This is a genomic window from Pseudomonas sp. TWR2-1-1, from assembly GCF_049897045.1.
GTDB lineage: Bacteria > Pseudomonadota > Gammaproteobacteria > Pseudomonadales > Pseudomonadaceae > Aquipseudomonas > Aquipseudomonas versuta.
Window position 1 is genome coordinate 569,355 of sequence record NZ_JAFCVM010000001.1, and the last position, 17,479, is coordinate 586,833.

Sequence of the window (17,479 nt, forward strand, 5' to 3'; positions counted from 1 at the left end):
CCGTTTCAACGGTTCTATCAGGAAGCCTGGGTTTTCACCTCTGGGATGGCTTGGGTCTGCGTTGCCAGAGGTTCGACAGCAGGCAAATGGCGGGCAATCATTCCGCGATAAATGGCTGCGCCGAGGCAGGCACCCACGATCGGTGCAAAAATCGGAATCAGGAAATAAGGGATATCGCGCCCGCCGGTAAGCGAAATCTCACCCCAGCCAGCAAAGAACGTCATCAGCTTGGGCCCGAAATCACGTGCGGGGTTCATTGCAAATCCTGTCAGCGGGCCCATCGAGCTGCCAATTACGGCAATCAGCAAGCCTATCAGCAGCGGCGCCATCGGGCCGCGAGGCAAACCATTCTTGTCATCGGTGAGGGCCATGATCACGCCCATGAGAATAGCGGTAATGACCATTTCGACGAGGAAGGCTTGCAGGGTGGAGAGTGCCGGGTGCGGATAGGTCGAGAAAACCGAGGCCGTGTCCAGGCTGGCCTGGCTGCCGCGAACCAATTGATGAGTTTGTTCGTAATCGAAAAATAAATTGCTGTAGAGCGTGTACACCAATGCAGCTGCGCAGAAGGCACCCGCGACCTGGGCGATGATGTAGAAAGGAAGTTTGCGCTTTTCAAAATCGGTGAACAGGCAGAGTGCAATGCTGACGGCCGGGTTCAGGTGTGCACCCGATACGCCCGCTGTCAGGTAAATCGCCATGCTCACCCCTATACCCCAGATGATGCTGATTTCCCATAAGCCTAAGCTGGCGCCCCCTACCTTGAGAGCCGCAACACAGCCTGTACCAAAAAATATCAAAAGTGCGGTGCCGAGAAACTCGGCCATGCACTGGCCGGAAAGCGTGGGATGCTGGGTTGCGGTCGTCATTTGAAACCTCGTTTTTTTTGTTTTTTGACGTTGTCGGTCTGGGGGGCTGTAGAAGCTGCACTAAAACCGGAAAGCATTGATCCGGCTTTTCATGGGTTAGTAATGGATTATGTGTAAAAGCCGAGCATATTCATATTCGAAAAAATATAGACAAGAAACACTGCTGTCAAAGGTCGAAAGTGAACGGTGATTCATATTCTGACTTTTTACTGCCGGTTTGGTACTTGTTTTTATGTAAGCAAAGAGCACAAATTGGTAGGCAAGAGCGTACCGTTTCAGCTTCAGAGGGGGCCAAGAGGCCCGTTCCAGCGCCTTTTTGTCGCTCAATAGCCTAAAATTCGGCCCTGATTCACTTTGTCCGATTCCCGACTGGAGCTCTTATGACGCCTGCACTGGACCTGCTGAAAAAAGTTCGCGCCGAACATCGGGTGCACAGCTATGAACACGACCCCAAGGCTGCTTCCTACGGGTTGGAGGCCGCAGAAAAGCTCGGTCTTGCCCCGGCACAGGTGTTCAAGACATTGTTGGTCAGCAGTGAAAAAGGTGAGTTGTTAGTCGCAGTTGTACCGGTCGTCGGAAGTCTTGATTTAAAAGCCCTGGCGCAGGCGGCCGGCGTCAAGAAAGTCGAAATGGCTGACCCGGTGGCAGCACAGCGTTCGACGGGGTATCTGCTGGGTGGGATTAGCCCGCTGGGCCAGAAAAAGCGTCTGCGTACCTTTATTGATCAAAGTGCACAGGGTTTTGCGACGATATTTGTCAGCGCCGGTCGACGCGGGCTGGAAGTCGAGCTGGCGCCTGCAGTGCTGGCAGAGCATACGCAGGCGATTTTTGCGCCTGTGGGGCGGGTTTGAGGTGTTTCGTTCAAAAAAACCGACCCTGTAGGAGCGAGCTCGCTCCTACAGGTTTTTGCCGTCCAGAAATTAGCAGCCGCAGCTCAGTCAGTTGTGCTGAAGCGTCTTACCCCAGATTCAGTGTGTTGAATTTGCGCTGCCGTGCTGCCGCTGGTTTGGAACATCACCAGATGTTCAGCAGCAACGCGAATGCCGACTTCAGCCCCTGGCAAGTGGTCGGCGTGGCTCGGGAAAATCGATTCCAGCTGGCTGCCAGTGGGCAGTTGCAGGCGATACAGGGTCGAGGCACCGAGGAAGGTTTTGCCAATAATTTTCGCTTTCAATTCGCTGTCCGGGGCGTAAACGATATCGTCCGGGCGCAACAACACATCCACAGCACCACCGGTAGGCCAGGTGTAGGCTCGATTGCCGCGCAGTACACCTAACTCGGTTTGCACTGACTCAGGGCTCAATAGCTGGCCGCGAATGAAGTACCCCTGGCCAATAAAACTCGCCACAAACGGCGTCAGAGGCTCGTGGTACAGGTTGTAGGGTGTGTCCCACTGCTCCAGGCGACCTTCCTTGAAAACCCCGACATGGTCGCTGACAGCGAAGGCTTCTTCCTGGTCATGTGTTACCAGAATTGCGCTGGTGCCTCGGGCTTTCAAGATATCGCGCACTTCATGGCTGAGTTTGCGCCGTAGTTCGCCATCCAGGTTGGAGAAAGGCTCGTCCAGTAGCAGCAGCTGCGGTTCGGGTGCCAGTGCACGGGCCAGAGCAACTCGTTGCTGCTGGCCGCCGGAAAGCTCGTGGGGGAAGCGTTTGCCAAGGTTCCTGAGGTTGACCAGTTCAAGCAGCTCTTGGGTTACGCGGTCTTTGTCAGGGTGTTTGCGGATGCCGAACGCGATGTTATCGGCCACGCTCAGGTGCGGAAAAAGTGCGTAGTCCTGAAACACCATACCGATGCGACGCTTCTCGGGTGCAAGTGTGAACCCTGCGCTGGAGATGACTTCGCCGGCCAGCTGGATTTCGCCCTGATGTACGGGCTCAAAACCGGCAATGGCGCGCAGCGTGGTGGTTTTTCCGCACCCGGAGGAGCCAAGCAGGCAGCCAATATCGCCTGCATTGAGGTGCAGATTGAGGTTTTGCACGACGCTCTGGCCTTGGTATCCACAGGCCAGATCACGCAGGTTTAGCAATAGCGGCTGGCTCATACGGGTTGGTACGCCGGTTGAACGAGGAATTCGAGCAATGCTTTCTGCGCGTGCAGGCGGTTCTCGGCCTGGTCCCAAGCGACCGAGCGCTTGTCGTCCAGCAAGTCGAGGCTGATTTCTTCTCCGCGGTGTGCGGGCAGGCAATGCATGAACAGCACGTCTTCGGCGGCCAGGTCGAGCAGGGCACGGTTTACCTGGAATGGCGCAAAGAGTTTTAAGCGCTTGGCGGTTTCTTCTTCCTGGCCCATTGAGGTCCAGACATCAGTGCTCACCAGATGGGCGCCGGTTACGGCTTCACGAGGGTCGCGAACGATGGTTACGCGGTCACCGGCCAGGGCTACGAATTCGGGGTTGGGTTCATACCCTTCAGGGCAGGCAACACGTAGCTGGAAGTCGAACTGGATTGCCGCTTCTATATAGCTGTTGCACATGTTGTTGCCATCGCCGATCCAGGCCACGGTTTTGCCTTTGATCGAGCCGCGATGCTCAAGGTAGGTCTGCATGTCGGCCAGCAGTTGGCACGGGTGCAGATCGTCCGAGAGGCCATTGATGACAGGTACCCGGGAGTTGGCTGCGAACTCGGTCAGGGTGCTGTGGGCGAAGGTGCGGATCATGACCGCGTCGAGCATGCGCGACATGACAATGGCACAGTCGCCAATCGGCTCGCCACGGCCCAGCTGGGTGTCGCGTGGCGACAGGAAGATGGCCTGGCCACCGAGCTGAATCATGCCGGCTTCAAAAGACAGTCGGGTGCGGGTCGATGATTTTTCGAAAATCATGCCCAGTACGCGGTTTTTCAGGGGTTCGAAGAGTACGCCGCGCTCGCGCAGGTCCTTGAGCTCGATACCGCGACGAATCACGCTGAGTAGTTCTTCGGGCGTGCAATCCATCAGGGAGAGAAAGTGCCTTGCGCTCATCATTAACTACCTTTTTTGCAACGATCGCAGATGCTCAAAGCCAGGTTTTTCGGAAAAACGGGCGAGACCTGCGGCGTAAGCCGCACGGGGCGACGGAAATAGGGGAAGGCGCGATCTTATAAGGAAATGTCGCGTCTTGCCAATAAGGGGCATATTTTTAGAGGTTCGAGCGAGACTTGCGCTGTATGAGCACCAGGCTGGAACCACCATTGAGTGGTTTGCCTCACCTCAGCTGACCATTTGTACACTGCCCTCACGCTGCTTGGCAATTGTGGGCCTTGTAGCCGCTGCTCTGCAGGCAGGAATTGAGACCATTGTCTGTCGGGGAGACCGAGCGTCGTGCTCGGCTTTCCGCTACAATGCGCCACCGTGCCGACAACTGAGTCGGAAAGTTCAGCCGAGGTGCTCCATGGATATCATCGAAACTATTAAAGAACAGATTGCCAACAACACCATTCTGCTCTACATGAAAGGCTCCCCGAATGCCCCGCAGTGCGGCTTTTCGGCTAAAGCTGCGCAAGCTGTGATGGCCTGTGGTGAGAAGTTCGCTTACGTGGACATCCTTCAGAATCCTGAAATCCGCGCCAACCTGCCGAAATACGCTAACTGGCCAACCTTTCCCCAGCTGTGGGTAGGTGGTGAGTTGATCGGTGGTAGCGACATCATGACCGAGATGGCAGCAGATGGTTCTTTGCAGTCGACGATCAAAGCGGCTGTAGAAAAAGCTGCCGCGACCAAGACTGAAGCGTAATGACAGTCGCCGTGTTCACTGTTTAATTAAGTGACCACGCATAAAAGGCCCCGCTCCTGATTAAACAGGGCGGGGCTTTTTTATGGCGCTTCAGGGTGTTAGTTACTCACCCATTTGCGACTGCAGGTAATTCTCAATACCGACTTTATCGATCAGGCCTAACTGTGTTTCCAGCCAGTCGATATGTTCTTCTTCAGATTCAAGAATATCTTCCAGAAGTTCACGGCTACCAAAGTCACCTACAACTTCGCAGTGCGCGATTGCTGCCTTGAGGTCGGCGTGGCCGGTCTTCTCAATGCGCAGGTCGCACTCCAGCATTTCTTTGGTGTGTTCGCCGATGTGCAGCTTGCCCAGGTCCTGCACGTTTGGCAGGCCTTCAAGGAACAGGATGCGCTTGATCAGCTTGTCCGCGTGTTTCATCTCGTCGATGGACTCGTGGTACTCGTGTGCCCCCAACTTTTCCAAGCCCCAGTCCTGATACATGCGTGCATGCAGGAAGTATTGGTTGATAGCGACCAGCTCGTTGCCGAGAATTTTGTTGAGGTGCTGGATGACTGAAATATCGCCTTTCATGGCTAGGGCCTGCCTTAAGTAACCGTATATAAGGCAGAGTTTGATCCGCGTACTAAAGACTGTCAAACCTAAGTGTTTGAATAATAAATGAAAATTAATCGGAATAAGAATGTTTGAGTTCCGCGTCTTGGTGCTAAGCGCTTGAATTTTGGGCATAAAAAAACCGGACATTAAGTCCGGCTCTTTAAAATTCGGTCATCAGGCGACGGAAAATTCCGCCGGGTAACTCATTACTGCCTGGCTGGCTTGCAGCGAGGAGAGGGTTTCACGAACCACTTGCTTGGCTAAACAAGCACATTTGCCGCATTGGCTTGCGACGCCGGTCGCTTCACGCACTTCACGGTAGCTGCAGCAACCGTCATAGATTGCGTCGCGGATTTTCCCATCGGTAACGCCAGTGCAAAGGCAAACGTACATAAATAAGAACCATCGCTGGTTGGGATTCAATGCGAGGGATCTTAATGTTAACGAGAATGATTGTCAAAGTACCTTGAGTCTCAATCAGGCCTCGATGCCACTCCAGTGACGAACGGTATGAGTCGACAGTTTCCCGGTCATTAAAAAGGGTTAAGGCCGGTCCGGACGAGCGGTGTATGATGGCCGGTCTTTTTACGCGGGAGCTGGTCCAAGGCTGATTTTTGCAATAGCAGCCAGACCGGAGCCCGTTCTTCACGTTGCACACCAGGAGATATCCAATGAGCGTACTCGTAGGCAAACAAGCCCCTGACTTCACCGTCGCAGCCGTACTCGGCAATGGCGAAATCGTTGACAGCTTCTCGCTGTCCACTGCCATCAAAGGCAAATATGGCCTGGTGTTCTTCTACCCGCTGGACTTCACTTTCGTTTGCCCGTCCGAGCTGATTGCTCTGGACCACCGCATTCCTGAGTTCCAGGCTCGTAACGTTGAAGTGGTTGCAGTGTCTATCGACTCTCATTTCACTCACAACGCATGGCGCAACACTCCAGTGAACAATGGCGGCATCGGTCAGGTGAAATACACCATGGCTGCCGACATCAATCACGCAATCTGCAAGGCTTATGACGTTGAAACCGAAGGCGGCGTTGCTCTGCGTGGCGCATTCCTGATCGATGACAAAGGCGTTGTTCGCTCCCAGATCGTGAACGACCTGCCACTGGGTCGTAACATGGACGAACTGCTGCGTCTGGTTGACGCCCTGCAATTCCACGAAGAGCACGGCGAAGTTTGCCCGGCCAACTGGAAGAAAGGCGATAAAGGCATGACGGCTTCGACTGCCGGCGTTGCTGCTTACCTGACTGAGAACGCTGACCAGCTGTAACGGTTAGTTCAGGCATAAAAAAACCGGACTCAATGTCCGGTTTTTTTATGGCGTGATGCAAGCCATAACGACAGTATCAGTCGTTGAAGTCTTTCCAACCGCCCATTTGTTTCCAGCGGTTAACGATGCCGCAAAACAGTTCAGCGGTCTTTTCGGTGTCATAGCGTGCTGAGTGTGCTTCACGGCCGTCAAAATCGATATCGGCTGTTTGACAGGCTTTGGCCAATACAGTCTGGCCGTATGCCAAGCCGGCCAAGGTTGCGGTGTCAAAGCTGGAGAACGGGTGAAACGGGTTACGTTTCATGTCCAGGCGCGCGACAGCTGCGTTAAGGAAGCCCAGGTCGAAGCTGCTGTTGTGACCTACCAGAATGGCGCGTTTGCAGCCATTGGCTTTCAGGGCTTTACGCACGCCACGGAAAATGTCGGTCAGGGCTGTTTCTTCGCTTACCGCCATGCGCAGCGGGTGATCAAGCTTGATGCCGGTAAATTCCAGGGCTGCGGCTTCGATGTTGGCGCCTTCGAACGGCTCGACACGGTGGAAATAGGTGTGCTCCGGGTACACAAAACCTCTTTCATCCATGCCGATGGTGACTGCTGCAATTTCCAGCAAGGCATCAGTGGCGCTGTTGAAGCCGCCAGTCTCAACATCGATTACGACCGGCAGATAGCCGCGAAAACGCTCAGCCATCGGGTGGCGTGAGCCGCCGCCATGACCGCCTTCGTGTTCGTCATCATAATGGTCGTCGCTCACAGCTGTTCCTCCAGCAGGCGCCAGCGCAGTTTTTCACCGGCGCGCAGCGGAATTACGGTCAACTCGCCGAATGGCAGGCTGGTTGGGGCAGTCCACTCCTGGCGAACCAGGGTGATTTTTTCGGTACTGGGGGCCAGGCCGTAAAAGCGCGGGCCATTCAAGCTGGCAAAAGCTTCCAGTTTGTCTAGGGCATTGCGTTGTTCAAATGCTTCGGCATACATCTCGATGGCCGCATAGGCCGTATAGCAACCGGCACATCCACACGCTGCTTCTTTGGCATGCTGGGCATGCGGCGCCGAGTCGGTGCCCAGGAAGAACTTCTCGCTGCCGCTCGTGGCCGCATCCAGCAGGGCTTCCTGATGAGTGTTGCGCTTGAGGATCGGCAGGCAATAGAAGTGCGGGCGAATACCGCCAACCAGCATGTGGTTACGGTTGTACAGCAGGTGGTGAGCCGTAATGGTTGCACCTACGTTTGCCGAAGCTTCATTGACGAACTGCACTGCATCAGCGGTTGTGATGTGCTCGAACACGACTTTCAAAGTCGGGAAGCGATCAACAACACGGCGCATGTGCTCGTCGATAAAGATTTTTTCGCGGTCAAACACATCCACATTGGCGCGGGTGACTTCGCCGTGTATCAGCAATGGCATGCCGACCTCGGCCATGACTTCAAGGACGGGGAAGATCGCGTCGATGCTGGTTACGCCAGAATCGGAGTTGGTCGTGGCGCCAGCCGGGTACAGCTTGGCGGCGTGCACAAAACCACAGGCCTTGGCAGTGCGAATGTCTTGCGGCTGTGTTCGGTCAGTGAGGTAAAGCACCATCAACGGCTCAAAACGGCTACCAGCCGGGCGAGCAGCCAAGATGCGCTGTCGGTAGGCATCGGCTTCGGCAGCATTACGCACCGGAGGTACCAGGTTTGGCATGATGATGGCGCGGCCAAAAGTGCGCGCAACATCTGCGACAGTGTGGGGTAACACAGCACCATCGCGAAGATGTATATGCCAGTCGTCGGGACGCAGCAGGGTCAGGCGGTCAGACATTGGGGATTCCAGGCGGGTCAAACTGATGCGAATGCTACCGGAAAAGACTCTCTCAGGCACTCGCTATCAAGTTTTGTGGTGGCTAACCGATATACGTAAGGTCTGCGGTAAACCGACGGACTGTTTTTTTGCGGTACAAGCCTGTGGAGGCTGCGGTGCGCCAGTGTTATCTCATCCTGTTTGGCATGTTTGCCAGCCTGCCTGCCATGGCCATGACTTTTCAGACTCGACTGGAGAACATTGAGTGGAAAGTCGAAGGCGATAAATTCGAATGCCGCCTGATTCAACCGATTACCGATTTCGGTTCTGGAGCTTTCGTACGTCGTGCGGGAGAACAAGCTGTTTTTCGCCTCAATGCCTACAACTCAGTGCTGGGCGAGGGGGCTGCTACTTTGCTGGCCGCAGCTGCGCCATGGCAGCCGGGGCGGGGTGACATTGATCTGGGCACGGTACGCATAGGGCGTGGGCAAGTACTCTTTAATAGTTCGCAGGCTCAGGCAGGGCGCTTGTTTCGTGGGTTGCTGGAGGGACGCAGCCCGCTGGTGAGGCATTACTCACCTACGGGCGGTTTGTCGGAGGTACGTTTATTGCCGGTCAAATTTCGCCAGGCCTACAGCGATTACGAAGCCTGTACTACAAAGCTATTGGCCAAAAACTTTGAACAGGTACGTCAAAGTCAGATCGGGTTTCCTGGTGGTGGGATCGAGCTGGACATCAAGGCCCGGTTCACCTTGCAAGTCATGCTCGACTATCTAAAAGCAGACCCTACAGTCAATCACCTCATCCTTGAGGGGTATTCTGACAATAGCGGCAATCGTTTGACCAATCGCGAGCTGTCACGGCGCCGCGCCATGGCTGTGATGAGTTACTTCAAGGAGAACGGCCTGCAGGAGTCGCAGATGACACTGCGCTTCCATGGTGAGCAATACCCCCTGGCACCTAACAACAGTGCTGCCAACCGCGCTAAAAACCGTCGCGTCAGCGTACGTCTGGAGCGCGTGCCCGAGCCTGAAAGAACGGCTCCTCCTGCGCCTGCGAAGAGCTCGGGGACAGTGTCCTGAGTTGCAACCATTGGTCGCCTTGTTGAAACTTACTGTCGCCTTGTCGTCATAACGTGTCGCGCCTCTGTAAATTTATGCACTTGGGCGGTAGACTGTTCGGCTTTTCGAACAACCCGTGGAGTGATGGCATGGCGGACGTAAACAAGGTCGTTCTGGCTTATTCGGGCGGCCTGGACACTTCGGTGATCCTCAAGTGGCTGCAGGATACTTATAACTGTGAAGTCGTAACCTTTACCGCCGATCTGGGGCAGGGTGAAGAGGTCGAGCCTGCACGCGCCAAGGCGCAAGCCATGGGCGTCAAGGAAATCTATATCGATGACCTGCGCGAAGAATTTGTTCGAGACTTCGTGTTCCCGATGTTCCGTGCCAACACCGTTTATGAAGGCGAGTACCTGCTGGGTACTTCCATCGCACGTCCGTTGATTGCCAAGCGTCTGATCGAAATCGCCAACGAAACCGGTGCCGATGCCATCTCCCATGGCGCGACGGGCAAAGGTAACGACCAGGTTCGTTTTGAACTGGGTGCCTACGCACTGAAACCAGGCGTCAAGGTGATTGCCCCATGGCGTGAGTGGGATTTGCTCTCGCGTGAAAAGCTGATGGATTATGCAGAGAAGCATTCCATTCCGATCGAGCGTCACGGCAAGAAAAAATCCCCGTACTCGATGGACGCCAACTTGCTGCACATCTCTTACGAGGGCGGCGTGCTGGAAGACACCTGGACCGAGCACGAAGAAGACATGTGGCGTTGGACCGTCTCTCCGGAGAACGCGCCTGACACTGCGCAGTATCTGGAACTGACCTACCGCAACGGCGATATCGTTGCGCTGGACGGCGTTGAAATGACGCCGGCGACTGTACTGGCGACCTTGAACCGCATTGGTGGCCAGCATGGTATTGGCCGTCTCGACATCGTTGAGAACCGTTATGTCGGCATGAAGTCCCGTGGCTGCTACGAAACACCAGGCGGCACCATTATGCTGCGGGCTCACCGTGCCATTGAGTCGATTACCCTGGATCGTGAAGTTGCTCACCTGAAAGACGAGTTGATGCCCAAGTACGCCAGCCTGATCTACACCGGCTACTGGTGGAGCCCAGAGCGCATCATGCTGCAACAAATGATTGATGCTTCCCAGGCTCATGTGAACGGTGTCGTTCGCCTCAAGCTATACAAAGGCAACGTGATTGTTACTGGTCGCAAATCTGACGAATCGTTGTTTGATGCAAATATTGCGACATTCGAAGAAGATGGCGGTGCTTACAATCAGGCTGATGCTGCCGGATTCATCAAGCTGAACGCCTTGCGCATGCGTATTGCCGCGAACAAGGGTCGTAAGCTGTTCTGATATACCTGCAGATAGAAAAGCCCGACCCGCAGGTCGGGCTTTTTTTTGTCCGTCTGCCACGTCATGGCGGATGTATCGGATCTCATTAACCCCATCCTCAAGTGTCTGAATTAACCGTGGAGGTTTTATCCACTAGAGATCCAGGCATATGCCTTCGAGAGTTGCCGTTGTTGAAGTGGCGCATAATCTTGTCGCCATTTTAAATGCCGGTTATGAGCATAAGTATTATTGGATGGGCGTTCACTACGGATTGGGCTGTATACCTGGTAAAAGCAGTCATGTAGCGAAAGGATGTAACAAGTGTTTAATGTTTAGAAACGTTTTTAGGATAACTCTTTATTTTTTGTAGGATATTTCTTTAATTGTTGTTGGAGGGTTAGATGCTATCCCCAGGGCTGGACAACTAGGCTATTGTGCGGCCTCTAAAAATTAGAACAGTGGAAAATGGAATTACCCATGAATAAAGTGCTGATCGTGGATGATCACCCTGTGGTTCGTCTTGCTGTACGTATGCTTATGGAACGACATGGCTACGAGGTCATAGCAGAGACGGATAATGGAGTAGATGCATTGCAACTTGCTCGGGAACATACGCCTGACATTGTAATTTTGGATATCGGGATTCCCAAGCTTGACGGGCTTGAAGTCATCACCCGTTTGTCAACACCTGATGCGCCGATGAAAATACTGGTATTGACCTCGCAAACCCCGGGCCATTTCTCCATGCGCTGCATGCAGGCGGGAGCAGCAGGTTATGTCTGCAAACAGCAGGATTTGACCGAACTGCTGAGCGCTATCAGGGCCGTGCTTTCAGGGTACAGCTATTTCCCCAATCAAGCTTTGCACGCTGTGCGTTCCAACTTGGGAAATGCCAGCGAAGCCGAGATGGTCAATCGCCTTTCGGGGCGAGAAATGATGGTGCTGCAGCAACTGGCGCGTGGTAAGAGCAACAAGGAAATAGCGGATGGCATATTTCTCAGTAACAAGACGGTGAGTACATACAAAACACGTCTTTTATTGAAGCTCAATGCCCGATCACTGGTTGATCTCATTGAGCTGGCCCAGCGTAATGGTCTGGAGTGAAATACACGTGATTCGCTGATCTTCGACAGCCCCTGAAAACAAAAAGCCTCCGCTAATGGAGGCTTTTGATGTCGCAAGCTTAAAATTTAAAGATCGTATGGATAATCTTCCAGCTCCTTTTGCAGCCTTTTATCTGCCAGAAGCGCATCAATCGTCCTGCGCTTGGCCAAATTGGTTTTAGCGACCTCGACTACAGGCTCAGCGATCTCGTCCTTATCTGAGACAGGAAAATCTTCTTCTACTTCCACATCCAGTTGTTCTTTGCCAGTGCTCATTCAGTTCACTCCAGGCTAAGACGTTCAATGGCGCCCCTTATAGCGATAATCGCTGCGCGGGTAAAAAAGATTTTCTCAATCGATCAGTACATAAACGCTCTATCACTCAATCGTCAGAGGTCTTTTCCTTGAATTCGCACAGGTCTTCTATGCGGCAGCTCCCGCAGCGCGGCTTGCGCGCCTGGCAAACGTAACGACCATGCAGGATGAGCCAGTGATGGGCATCCAGCAGGTAAGGCTTGGGCACGAATTTCATTAATTGCTTTTCGACCTCAACCACATTTTTGCCTGGTGCAATGCCGGTTCGGTTACTGACCCTGAATATATGGGTATCTACGGCCATGGTCAGCTGTCTGAAGGCGGTGTTGAGCACAACGTTTGCGGTTTTACGACCTACCCCGGGAAGGGCTTCAAGCTCTTCTCGGGTTTGTGGCACCTGACCGGCATGCCGTTCAATCAGCAAGCGACAGGTTTCGATCACGTTCTTGGCCTTGCTGTTATACAGGCCAATGGTCTTGATGTACTGCGAAAGCCCTTCCACTCCCAGAGCGTAGATGGCTTCTGGCGTATTCGCGACCGGGAACAACTTGGCCATTGCCTTGTTCACGCTCACATCAGTGGCTTGCGCGGACAAAATCACGGCAATCAATAATTCGAAGGGTGATGTGTAGGCCAGTTCGGTTTTAGGCTCGGGATTGTCTTCGTGAAACCGACGAAATATTTCAAGGCGCTTTGCGGCGTTCATGGGTAAAAACAATTCCTGGAGGGCGATCCGTTATCTCATGGCTAAAATTTATCAGGCTTTGGGTTCTTCCAAGGTACTGACTGCCAATTCTGCCTGTGAAACCGCGTCATTTAAAAGCGCCAGTTGTGCACCGTGTTGTTCTTCGGTGATAGCTTTTTTAAGTTCAGCCCGGCGCATGGCGAGCTGAATTTTTGCACGTTTAAGCTCTGCGTTATTTATAACAGGCGCGCTGGCGGAGGATTCAGGGCCCGGCTCCATTTGGGCGAGTGCCTGTTCAGCTGCTTCAAACTGTTGTTGAAGAATGACCAACTGCGATTGCTGCTGTGCCGTTGGAGGATGACCAAAGGCTTTAAGCGATTTGTTTAACTGGGCGCGTGCCATTGCCAGTGTGACTTTGGCTTTTTTCAGCGCCATCTCGTCGAAACTGGATGGGGCGTTTGTTTGCCCTTTGAGTTGACGGAGGGGGGCGACTGCAGGTGGGCGTTGGGCGCGTGCCAGGCGTTCTGCCTGTTTGTGTTGCTCCTCACGGCGCAGGCGTTCGGCACGTCGTTCATAGCGGCTACGTGCATGCTCGCGCTTCAGATGGCGAGCCTTGTATTGCTCAGCTTCGCGGGCAAGTCCGCCAACAATCGGGATTATATTGGTGGGCAGTGGACGCATCTCGATGCAGTCGACGGGGCAGGGTGCCACACAGAGGTCGCAACCGGTGCATTCATCAATGATTACAGTGTGCATCAGCTTGGCTGCGCCGAGGATCGCGTCGACGGGGCAGGCCTGGATGCACTTTGTGCAGCCGATGCACTCAGCTTCGCGAATGTAGGCTACTTGGGCCGGGGCTGTACCACGCCCAGTGTCGAGCGCCACTACAGCAATACCAAGCAAGTCGGCCAGTGCGGCTATGGTTTCGGTCCCGCCGGGCGGACATTTATTGATGGCCTCGCCCTGGGCAATGCCTTGCGCATAGGGTTTACAGCCGGGATGGCCGCATTTTCCGCATTGGGTTTGTGGCAATAATGCATCAATACGTTGAGTCAGGCTCATGGTGTTATCAGTCCAGCGACGGCGGGCCGCACCCGGGCGACACTCATCATGCGCAGTGAATAATAGGTGTGAGGCGGTTTTACGAGCGGCGCTGATTATCCGAGAAGACAAGGAGGGCGGCTACAGATCAATATCCACTAACGGCTAGTTGGCCGTTAGTGGATGGGGGAGGTGTGTTACTTGATGCGCTGACCTGGCTTGGCGCCGCTGTCCGGGCTCAGCAGGTAAATTTCTTCACCGCCAGGGCCCGCAGCCATCACCATGCCTTCAGAGATTCCGAAGCGCATTTTTCGTGGCTTCAGGTTGGCAATCATCATGGTCAGGCGACCTTCAAGTTCAGCCGGGTTCGGATAAGCGCTTTTGATTCCGGAGAACACATTGCGTTGCTCATCACCGATGTCCAGTGTCAGGCGCAGCAGTTTATCTGCTCCTTCAACGGCTTCGGCCTTGAGAATCAGAGCAACTCGCAGATCCACGGCAGCAAAGGCATCGAATTCAATTTCGGCTGCCAACGGTTCTTTTACCAGCTCACCGTTGCCTTGAAGGGCTGCGTCACCGGTATCCGTCTGGCTGGCCACCAGGTCTTCTTTTGAGGCATCGCTCATGGCTTGTACTTTTACCGGGTCGATGCGCGTCATCAGCGGTTTGAATGCATTCAACTGATGATTGGCAAGCAAGGTGCTGTGATCTGCCCAAGTCAGAGGTGCAACGTTCAAGAAGGCTTCGGCGTCAGCTGCAAGCACTGGCAGAACCGGCTTGAGGAAGATCACCAATTGACGGAACAGGTTGATGCCCAATGCGCAAACAGATTGAACTTCGTCCTGCTTGCCTTCCTGTTTGGCCATTGCCCACGGCGCTTTTTCTGCAATCCAGGCATTGGCCCTATCGGCCAGGCCCATGATTTCACGCATGGCGCGAGCGAAGTCGCGGGCTTCATAAGCCTCGGCAATGCTCGGTGCAGCAGCCAGGAACGCATCGGTCAGCTCGGGGGCAGCATTGCCCTCGACCATTACCCCGGCGTTACCTTTGTGAATGAAGCCGGCGCAACGGCTGGCAATGTTCACGACTTTGCCGACCAGATCCGAGTTGACCTTCTGTACGAAGTCTTCCAGGTTCAGATCAAGGTCGTCGACGCCACGGCCAAGCTTGGATGCATAGTAGTAGCGCAGGTATTCAGGTGACAGGTGATCAAGGTAGGTGCGAGCCTTGATGAAGGTGCCGCGGGACTTGGACATCTTTTGACCGTTGACGGTCAAGTAGCCGTGAACGTTGATCGCTGTCGGTTTGCGATAGCCTGCGCCTTCGAGCATGGCTGGCCAGAACAGGGCGTGAAAGTTGACGATGTCCTTGCCGATGAAGTGATACAGCTCGGTGGTGGAGTCCTTGGCCCAGTACGCGTCGAAGTCCAGTTCCGGACGGCGTGCGCAAAGGTTCTTGAAGCTGGCCATGTAGCCGATTGGCGCATCCAGCCACACATAGAAATACTTGCCAGGTTCGTCCGGAATTTCGAATCCGAAGTACGGTGCGTCGCGGGAAATATCCCACTGCTGCAATCCGGCATCCAGCCATTCGGCGATTTTGTTAGCAACTGCATCTTGCAGTGCGCCGCTTCGGGTCCAGCTTTTAAGCATGGCGTCGAAGTCTGGCAGTTTGAAGAAGAAGTGCTGCGAATCCTTGAGTACCGGGGTAGCCCCCGAAATTGCGGACTTGGGATTCTTCAGGTCGGTTGGCGCATAAGTCGCACCACATTTTTCGCAGTTATCGCCGTACTGATCATCCGTGCCGCATTTAGGGCAAGTGCCCTTGATGAAGCGGTCGGCCAGGAACATTTTCTTTTCCGGGTCGAAATACTGGGTGATAGAACGGGTGGCGATATGGCCTGCTTCGCGCAACTTGATGTAAATCGCACTCGACAGCTCGCGGTTCTCTTCGGAGTGGGTCGAATGGAAATTATCGAAATCGACGAGGAACTCGGCAAAGTCGGCGCTGTGTTCAGCCTGGACGTTGGCGATAAGTTGTTCTGGCGTGATGCCTTCTTTCTCGGCACGCAACATGATTGCCGAGCCGTGGGCGTCATCTGCGCAGACGTAAGTGCATTGGTTGCCGCGATGCTTCTGGAAGCGCACCCACATATCGGTCTGGATGTACTCAAGCATATGGCCAAGGTGAATTGAACCATTGGCATAGGGCAGGGCGCTGGTGACGAGGATCTTGCGTGGCTCGGACATGGGGCTCGGCTACTTGATGAGACGGTGGTCGGCCACTATAAAGCGCCGGGCAATTTATTTCACCCCGTCGGCGTGTATCTGATCGTTTACAGTGTTTTTGTAGGTACGATAGCGGGCTGTTTTATTCAGTCTTTTCGGGAGTTGCCCATGAGCGCAGTCAATCGCGCAGCGGTGGAGGCTGTCCTTCGCCAATACACCGACCCTTATTTGAATCAGGATCCGGTCACTGCCGGGTGCGTACGAAGCATTGAAGTTCAGGGTGAGCACGTGAGTGTTCAGCTAGAGCTGGGTTATGCCGCCGGTCTGTTCAAGAGCGGCTGGGCGCAAATGCTGCAAATGGCTATCAGCAATATGGACGGGGTGTCTTCGGCCAAGGTGGATGTCAGTTGTGTGATTGCTGCGCACAAGGCCCAGGCGCAAATCCCTGGCCTGGCCAATGTGAAAAACATTGTCGCGGTTGCTTCCGGGAAGGGTGGTGTCGGCAAGTCGACTACAGCCGCCAACCTGGCGCTGGCGCTGGCGCGTGAAGGTGCGCGGGTCGGTATTCTTGATGCGGATATCTATGGCCCGAGTCAGGGCGTGATGTTTGGCATTGCTGAAGGTACCCGTCCGAAAATTCGCGATCAAAAGTGGTTTGTGCCGATTGAGGCCCACGGTGTTGAAGTCATGTCGATGGCGTTTCTGACCGACGACAACACGCCAATGGTATGGCGCGGTCCAATGGTATCGGGCGCATTGCTGCAACTGGTTACGCAGACTGCATGGAATGACCTGGATTACCTGGTCATCGATATGCCGCCTGGTACGGGCGATATTCAGCTGACTCTGGCACAAAAAGTCCCGGTGACCGGTTCGGTGATTGTGACCACTCCGCAGGATCTGGCATTGCTGGATGCGCGTAAAGGTGTCGAGATGTTCCGTAAGGTGAACATTCCGGTATTGGGCGTTGTGGAAAACATGGCGGTGCACATTTGCTCGAACTGCGGCCATGCGGAGCATTTGTTCGGCGAAGGTGGTGGTGAGAAGCTGGCCACTGAATACGGCGTAGAAGTACTGGCGTCACTGCCACTGTCGATGGCCATTCGTGAGCAAGCCGACAATGGCAAACCAACCGCGATTGCAGATCCGGATAGCCCCGTTGCGTTGATCTATCAGGAGTTGGCCCGGCATGTGGGTGCGCGGATAGTCTTGTCTGAGGCTGCTTCGCAGGCCATGCCTACGATCACCAGCAGCGACGACTGACGGTTAGCCGCAGCAGGGGATGCAGTTTGGCTGAAGCACTGAGTAACTGTGGGAGCTGGCTCGCCAGCGATTACATCTACATGGTCTGAATTTGAACCGCATCGCCTGTATCGCTGGCAAGCCAGGCGGTACAAGGGGTTGCTGGGGGCTTTTATTACGGGCATAAAAAAACCCCGCTTTTAAGGGCGGGGTTTTTACTGGATCAGTACAAG

18 protein-coding genes are annotated in these 17,479 nt (G+C 54.3%); 7 read left to right on the plus strand and 11 right to left on the minus strand.

Annotation, left to right across the window (positions count from 1 at the left end; all coding sequences use genetic code 11):
* Positions 1-17: 17 nt before the first annotated feature.
* Entirely contained in the window at positions 18-869 is an 852-nt protein-coding gene (locus ACP7BO_RS02715; RefSeq protein WP_397455861.1) for an MIP/aquaporin family protein, read from the minus strand.
* A gap of 380 nt (positions 870-1,249) precedes the next feature.
* Here ACP7BO_RS02715 and ybaK point away from each other — a divergent pair, with 380 nt between their 5' ends.
* Positions 1,250-1,720, plus strand: a complete 471-nt coding sequence (ybaK, locus tag ACP7BO_RS02720) for a Cys-tRNA(Pro) deacylase (RefSeq protein WP_426208499.1) — start codon at positions 1,250-1,252, stop codon at positions 1,718-1,720.
* Positions 1,721-1,803: 83 nt separating this feature from the next.
* On the opposite strand, the gene ACP7BO_RS02725 is transcribed toward ybaK, so the two are convergent.
* Both ACP7BO_RS02725 and argF read right to left on the minus strand, forming a co-directional pair.
* Entirely contained in the window at positions 1,804-2,913 is a 1,110-nt protein-coding gene (locus ACP7BO_RS02725) for an ABC transporter ATP-binding protein (protein ID WP_397455862.1), read from the minus strand.
* A complete protein-coding gene (argF, locus tag ACP7BO_RS02730) occupies positions 2,910-3,830 on the minus strand; it encodes an ornithine carbamoyltransferase (protein WP_397457191.1) in 921 nt (306 codons plus the stop codon). Before argF ends, ACP7BO_RS02725 begins: the two co-directional genes overlap by 4 nt.
* A 409-nt stretch (positions 3,831-4,239) precedes the next feature.
* On the opposite strand from argF, the gene grxD reads away from it, so the two are divergent.
* Positions 4,240-4,581, plus strand: a complete 342-nt coding sequence (gene grxD / locus ACP7BO_RS02735) for a Grx4 family monothiol glutaredoxin (RefSeq protein WP_060690887.1) — start codon at positions 4,240-4,242, stop codon at positions 4,579-4,581.
* Positions 4,582-4,683: 102 nt separating this feature from the next.
* On the opposite strand, the gene bfr is transcribed toward grxD, so the two are convergent.
* Entirely contained in the window at positions 4,684-5,154 is a 471-nt protein-coding gene (bfr, locus tag ACP7BO_RS02740) for a bacterioferritin (RefSeq protein WP_048378033.1), read from the minus strand.
* 198 nt (positions 5,155-5,352) lie between these two features.
* The gene (locus ACP7BO_RS02745) at positions 5,353-5,571 is read right to left on the minus strand and encodes a bacterioferritin-associated ferredoxin (protein ID WP_073508905.1); all 219 of its coding nucleotides are present in this window, start codon (positions 5,569-5,571) and stop codon (positions 5,353-5,355) included.
* 278 nt (positions 5,572-5,849) lie between these two features.
* Here ACP7BO_RS02745 and ACP7BO_RS02750 point away from each other — a divergent pair, with 278 nt between their 5' ends.
* Entirely contained in the window at positions 5,850-6,452 is a 603-nt protein-coding gene (locus ACP7BO_RS02750; protein ID WP_003443181.1) for a peroxiredoxin, read from the plus strand.
* A gap of 76 nt (positions 6,453-6,528) precedes the next feature.
* On the opposite strand, the gene rnt is transcribed toward ACP7BO_RS02750, so the two are convergent.
* Both rnt and pyrC read right to left on the minus strand, forming a co-directional pair.
* Positions 6,529-7,203 carry a ribonuclease T gene (gene rnt / locus ACP7BO_RS02755; RefSeq protein WP_003443180.1) on the minus strand — a complete coding sequence of 225 codons (675 nt, stop codon included), beginning with the start codon at positions 7,201-7,203 and terminating at the stop codon, positions 6,529-6,531.
* Positions 7,200-8,246: a dihydroorotase gene (gene pyrC, locus ACP7BO_RS02760; protein ID WP_397455863.1), complete on the minus strand. Its 1,047-nt coding sequence runs from the start codon at positions 8,244-8,246 to the stop codon at positions 7,200-7,202. Before pyrC ends, rnt begins: the two co-directional genes overlap by 4 nt.
* 155 nt (positions 8,247-8,401) lie before the next feature.
* Here pyrC and ACP7BO_RS02765 point away from each other — a divergent pair, with 155 nt between their 5' ends.
* The 3 genes from ACP7BO_RS02765 (at position 8,402) to ACP7BO_RS02775 (ending at position 11,736) form a co-directional block, all read left to right on the plus strand.
* Positions 8,402-9,307 (plus strand): flagellar protein MotY, encoded by a 906-nt coding sequence (locus ACP7BO_RS02765; RefSeq protein WP_426208504.1) that lies wholly within the window; start codon positions 8,402-8,404, stop codon positions 9,305-9,307.
* Positions 9,308-9,435: 128 nt separating this feature from the next.
* The gene (locus ACP7BO_RS02770; RefSeq protein ID WP_060690891.1) at positions 9,436-10,653 is read left to right on the plus strand and encodes an argininosuccinate synthase; all 1,218 of its coding nucleotides are present in this window, start codon (positions 9,436-9,438) and stop codon (positions 10,651-10,653) included.
* 456 nt (positions 10,654-11,109) lie between these two features.
* Entirely contained in the window at positions 11,110-11,736 is a 627-nt protein-coding gene (locus ACP7BO_RS02775) for a response regulator transcription factor (protein WP_060690892.1), read from the plus strand.
* Between the two features lie 86 nt (positions 11,737-11,822).
* Here ACP7BO_RS02775 and ACP7BO_RS02780 read toward each other — a convergent pair whose 3' ends face one another.
* From ACP7BO_RS02780 to metG, 4 genes are all read right to left on the minus strand, one after another.
* Positions 11,823-12,011, minus strand: coding sequence for a PA3496 family putative envelope integrity protein (locus ACP7BO_RS02780; RefSeq protein ID WP_397455865.1), 189 nt, complete (start codon positions 12,009-12,011; stop codon positions 11,823-11,825).
* Positions 12,012-12,117: 106 nt separating this feature from the next.
* Positions 12,118-12,756 carry an endonuclease III gene (gene nth, locus ACP7BO_RS02785; RefSeq protein ID WP_397455866.1) on the minus strand — a complete coding sequence of 213 codons (639 nt, stop codon included), beginning with the start codon at positions 12,754-12,756 and terminating at the stop codon, positions 12,118-12,120.
* Positions 12,757-12,807: 51 nt separating this feature from the next.
* Positions 12,808-13,908 carry an electron transport complex subunit RsxB gene (gene rsxB / locus ACP7BO_RS02790; RefSeq protein WP_426208506.1) on the minus strand — a complete coding sequence of 367 codons (1,101 nt, stop codon included), beginning with the start codon at positions 13,906-13,908 and terminating at the stop codon, positions 12,808-12,810.
* Positions 13,909-13,973: 65 nt separating this feature from the next.
* On the minus strand, positions 13,974-16,025 hold the full coding sequence (gene metG / locus ACP7BO_RS02795; protein WP_426208508.1) for a methionine--tRNA ligase: 2,052 nt from the start codon (positions 16,023-16,025) through the stop codon (positions 13,974-13,976).
* A gap of 147 nt (positions 16,026-16,172) precedes the next feature.
* On the opposite strand from metG, the gene apbC reads away from it, so the two are divergent.
* Positions 16,173-17,267 (plus strand): iron-sulfur cluster carrier protein ApbC, encoded by a 1,095-nt coding sequence (apbC, locus tag ACP7BO_RS02800; protein ID WP_397455868.1) that lies wholly within the window; start codon positions 16,173-16,175, stop codon positions 17,265-17,267.
* Positions 17,268-17,479: the final 212 nt, after the last annotated feature.